4 protein-coding genes and 1 pseudogene are annotated in these 4,417 nt (G+C 66.5%); all 5 read left to right on the forward strand.

All coding sequences use genetic code 11. The features are described from left to right. Positions 1-352: pseudogene (locus AC5P7X_RS20220) on the forward strand (methyl-accepting chemotaxis protein); the annotation flags it as partial. A gap of 160 nt (positions 353-512) precedes the next feature. Then, the gene (locus AC5P7X_RS20225; protein ID WP_005416413.1) at positions 513-1,286 is read left to right on the forward strand and encodes a flagellar brake protein; all 774 of its coding nucleotides are present in this window, start codon (positions 513-515) and stop codon (positions 1,284-1,286) included. 245 nt (positions 1,287-1,531) lie between these two features. Beyond that, positions 1,532-2,023, forward strand: a complete 492-nt coding sequence (locus AC5P7X_RS20230) for a chemotaxis protein CheW (protein WP_495215281.1) — start codon at positions 1,532-1,534, stop codon at positions 2,021-2,023. 136 nt (positions 2,024-2,159) lie between these two features. Then, positions 2,160-2,543, forward strand: a complete 384-nt coding sequence (locus AC5P7X_RS20235; protein ID WP_005416411.1) for a hypothetical protein — start codon at positions 2,160-2,162, stop codon at positions 2,541-2,543. Between the two features lie 101 nt (positions 2,544-2,644). Beyond that, on the forward strand, positions 2,645-4,417 hold a 1,773-nt coding region (locus tag AC5P7X_RS20240; RefSeq protein WP_495215282.1), incomplete at its 3' end, for a methyl-accepting chemotaxis protein.

Raw genomic sequence — 4,417 nt, forward strand, 5'->3', positions numbered from 1 at the left:
CATGGCCGAGATCTCCGCCGCCTCGCAGGAACAGAGCGCGGGCATCGAGCAGGTCAACCAGACCGTGGTGCAGATGGACGAAACCACCCAGCAGAATGCCGCGCTGGTGGAGGAAGCCACCGCTGCCGCACGTGCGATGGAGGACCAGGCCGTGCAGCTGGGTGAAGCCGTGGCCCGCTTCCGGCTGGCATCGCACGGCACGACGGCCATTCCGGCACGCCCGCTGGCGGCACCGGTACCGCGCCAGGTCGCCGCCGCCGCACCTTCGGCAAAGCCGGCTTCCGCGCGCCCCCTGCGCAGCTCGACGGCGCAGCCGGTACTGGCCGCCGACGGCGACTGGCAGGAGTTCTGACAGAACCACGGGGTCAGATCCCTTTCCCGCAGGAAAGGGATCTGACCCCTTACGCGTGGAAAGTGATGCAAATCTCACTTCATAATCCGGTGCAGAGGCCGATATCCCCATCGAGCCTCGCACCAACGCGTGCTGGCGCCCGCCCCTGACCGTAGATTCCATGTCCGACGGCAACGACACTGCAGTGCATGATGTCCACGCGGCCGACGCCGCTGACGAGCGCTTCCTGGTCCGCAACCCGCGCCAGCTGCGGCAGCTGCTGCGCTCGCTGATCGACCAGCGATCACTGATCAACGCGCACATCGACGGCCGTGACCGTTCGTTCCCCACTGCGCTGCTCGACCTCGACGAGGACGAGGACTACCTGCTGCTCGATGGCAGCCCGCAGGAAGCCTCCAACCGCGCCGCCGAGCAGGCCGATCACCTGCTGTGCTTCGCCCAGCTCGAACGGGTGCTGGTGCGTTTCCGCCTGCACGAACTGCAGCGCGTGGACAACGACGGCCACGTGGCCTTCCGCGCTCCGCTTCCGGAAGAACTGGTGCACCTGCAGCGCCGCGAGCTGTATCGGCTGGAGACCCCGGTCACCGACTCACCGCAGCTGCTGCTGCCCCCCGGCGAAGCGCGCGCCGAAGCGTTGTCGATGCGCGTGGTGGACATCAGTGGCGGTGGCCTGGCCGTGGTGGTTCCCAATGACTGCGCGGTGTTCGGCCTGCAGAAGCGCTATCCGGCGCAGCTGTCCCTGCCCGATGGACCCGACCTGGACATCGCGCTGGTGGTCTGCAACCTGTTGCCGCAGCGCCAGCCCAACGGCATCGAGGTCAAGCGCGTGGGCATGCGCTTCGACAGCCTGCCGCGCGGCGCCGACAGCGCCATCCAGCGCTACATCTTCCGCATCGACCGCCAACGCAAGGCACGCCGCAACGGAGAGCTCTGAGGCCCGGCCAACGGGTAGTGCCGGCCGCTGGCCGGCAACTTGGCGACAATGCGGGTACGGCCATTTCCGGCCAGCGGCCGGCACTACCGATCTCCGGTAGATCCACGCCATGCGTGGATGCCCCCACCCTCCCAGGTAGATCCACGCCATGCGTGGATGCCCCTTCCCCGGGCACCTAAAGTCCCCCCCAGCGGGGCCGATATCGAGCCTGACACCGGGACTTCCGGCAGAACCAGGACCCCTCGATGAACGACAAGACCAGCTCCTCCGCCAGCACCGGTGGCGAATTCCTCAGCTTCACCCTTGGTGACGAGCACTACGGCGTGGACATCCTCAAGGTGCAGGAAATCCGTGGCTACGACGCGGTTACCCGCGTGCCGGATGCCCCGGACTACATCAAGGGTGTGATCAACCTGCGTGGCACCATCGTCCCGGTGATCGACCTGCGCCTGAAGCTGCGCCTGGACAACGCCCGCTACGACGCCTTCACCGTGATGATCGTGCTGAACGTCGAAGACCGCGTGGTCGGCATCGTCGTCGACAGCGTCTCCGACGTGATCCCGCTGTCGGCCGAGCAGATCCGACCGACCCCGGAATTCGGTGCCGCCGTCGATACCCGCTTCATCTCCGGCATCGGTACCCACGACGATCGCATGCTGATCCTGCTGGACATCGAGACCCTGCTCGACAGCGCCGACATGGGCCAGGCCAGTCTCACCGAAGACGTCGCCGCCTGAGTAAACGGAACTGCTTCACGTTCCGGTCACAAAACCCTTCAGTTCCCCCCGGCGATGCCGATAGGGGGACAGAAGCCGGCCGCGCAGGAGCGCGCAGGGCCGGCCCGACCGTTACCATCCCCGGAGATACCCCTCGATGAAGTCCCTGCTTGCGTTCGTTTCGGCCGCTGTCCTGGCCACCACCGCCGCCTCCGCTTTCGCCCAGTCGGCTGACATGATCCCGCCGGAACTGGCCCCGCGTTCGGTCGGCAAGGACGGCATGGTCTGTGGCAAGGTTGAAAAGGCCCGCTACGCAGAAGGTTCCGAAGGCCAGCCGACCTTCCTGTACATGGGCGGCGCCTTCCCGCGCCACACCTTCTCGGCCCGCATCGCCGGCGAGAACCGCGGCAAGTTCTCCTTCCCGCTGGAAACCCTGGAAGGCAAGACCGTCTGCGTGATCGGCAAGATCCAGCGCGACGCCTCGCGCGCGGAAATCGAAGTCAGCTCGCCGGCTGGGCTGAAGCTGGCCAACATCAAGTAATCCGCTGTCCGTCGAACCACGCCGGACCTGGTGCCGGCGTGGTTTCTGCTGCAACCGGGCCCGATGCCCGGGCGCGTCTGCCTTAGGAGCTCGCAACGCCCATGCCGTGGATCAACAACCTGAAACTGATGCCGAAGCTGCTGCTGACCTTCGGCGTCCTCCTGCTGGTGATGCTGCTGCAGGGCATCGTCGCCTATCGCGGCCTGCATTCGCTGAACAACGTCACCACCGAGCTGGCCGGTTCACGCATGGAGAGCATCCGCCTCGCCGGCGAGATGCGCGGCATGCTGGGCGAATACCGCAATGCCGCCTACCAGCAGTTGATCCGCGCCAGCGACGACGTCAAGTCCGATGCGCGCAAGCAGGCCGTCGACCTGCGCACCAGCATGGACAAGTCGATCAAGGACTATCCGAAGCTGGTCGACAACGCACAACAGAAGAAGCTGTTCGACACCTTCGCCATGGAATGGAAGGATGCGCTGGCGTCCTATGACAGCGTCACCGAGATGCTGGAACTTGACCTGCCGGACGATGCCATCGATACCTTCGTCGGCGAAACCCGTACCAAGCACCGCAAGGCTGCATCGGCGCTGGAAGCGCTGATCGCCGAAGACAACCGCCTCGCCCGCGCCTCGCGCGAAGAGGCCGCCTCCACCTATTCCGCCTCGGCCGTGCTGACCGTGATCGCCCTGCTGGGTGGCGCCGCACTCGGCCTGGTGCTGGTGTGGTTGTTCGCCCGCGCACTGGTCGGCAGCGTGCGTGGCGCCGTCTCGGTCGCCAACGACGTCGCCGGTGGCAAGCTCGATGGTCATATCGACGTCAGCCGCCAGGACGAAGTGGGCGAACTGATGCAGGCCATGCAGCGCATGCAGCGCGACCTCCGCGAGCGCATCGAGACCGACCAGGCCGTGGCCCGCGAGAATCTGCGCATCCGTACCGCGCTGGACTACAGCTCGACCGGCGTGTACCTGACCGACACCAGCAACACCATCGTCTACAGCAACCGCGCCCTGCAGCAGACCCTGAGCCAGTACCAGGACGAAGTTCGCCGCGACCTGCCGGACTTCGATGCCCAGGCCTCGCTGATCGGCAAGCCGGTCACCGTGCTTGAACACCGCGGCGAGATGGACCAGACCCTGCTGGGTAACCTGAAGGCACACGGCGTCGCCCGTCGCCCGATGCAGTATGGCGATGCCCAGTTCGCCCAGGTGGTCTCGACCATCCGCAATGAAGGCGGCGACACCGTCGGCTACGTGGTGGAATGGCGCGACCGTACCCAGGAAGCGCAGGTCGAAGCCGAAGTGGCCCGCGTGATCGCCCAGGCTGCCGCCGGCGACCTGTCCGGCCGCATCGACGCCACCGACAAGGAAGGCTTCTTCCTGCAGCTGGCCCAGCAGATCAACGGCCTGCTGGATGCCAACGCTGGCAGCATCGAACAGATCTCCGGCCTGCTTGCGGCACTGTCGCAGGGCGACCTGACCGTGCGCATGCACGGCGACTACCAGGGCGTGTTCGCCCGCATGCGTGACGATGCCAACGCCACCGCCGCGCAGCTGAGCGAGATCGTCACCCGCATCAAGCAGTCCAGCCGCGCGATCAGTTCGGCCGCCGGCGAGATCGCCTCCGGCAACAGCGACCTGTCGCGCCGGACCGAGCAGCAGGCCGCAAACCTGGAAGAAACCGCGGCCTCGATGGAGGAACTGACCTCCACCGTGCGCCAGAACGCCGAGCATGCCCGCCAGGCCAACCAGCTCGCCATCGGCGCCCACGGCGTCGCCTCGCAGGGCGGTGAAGTCGTCGGCCAGGTGGTCACCACCATGTCCGCCATCGAAGCCTCGTCGAAGAAGATCGCCGAGATCATCAGCGTCATCGAC

Source organism: Stenotrophomonas sp. YJH_SMC_53, assembly GCF_059369995.1.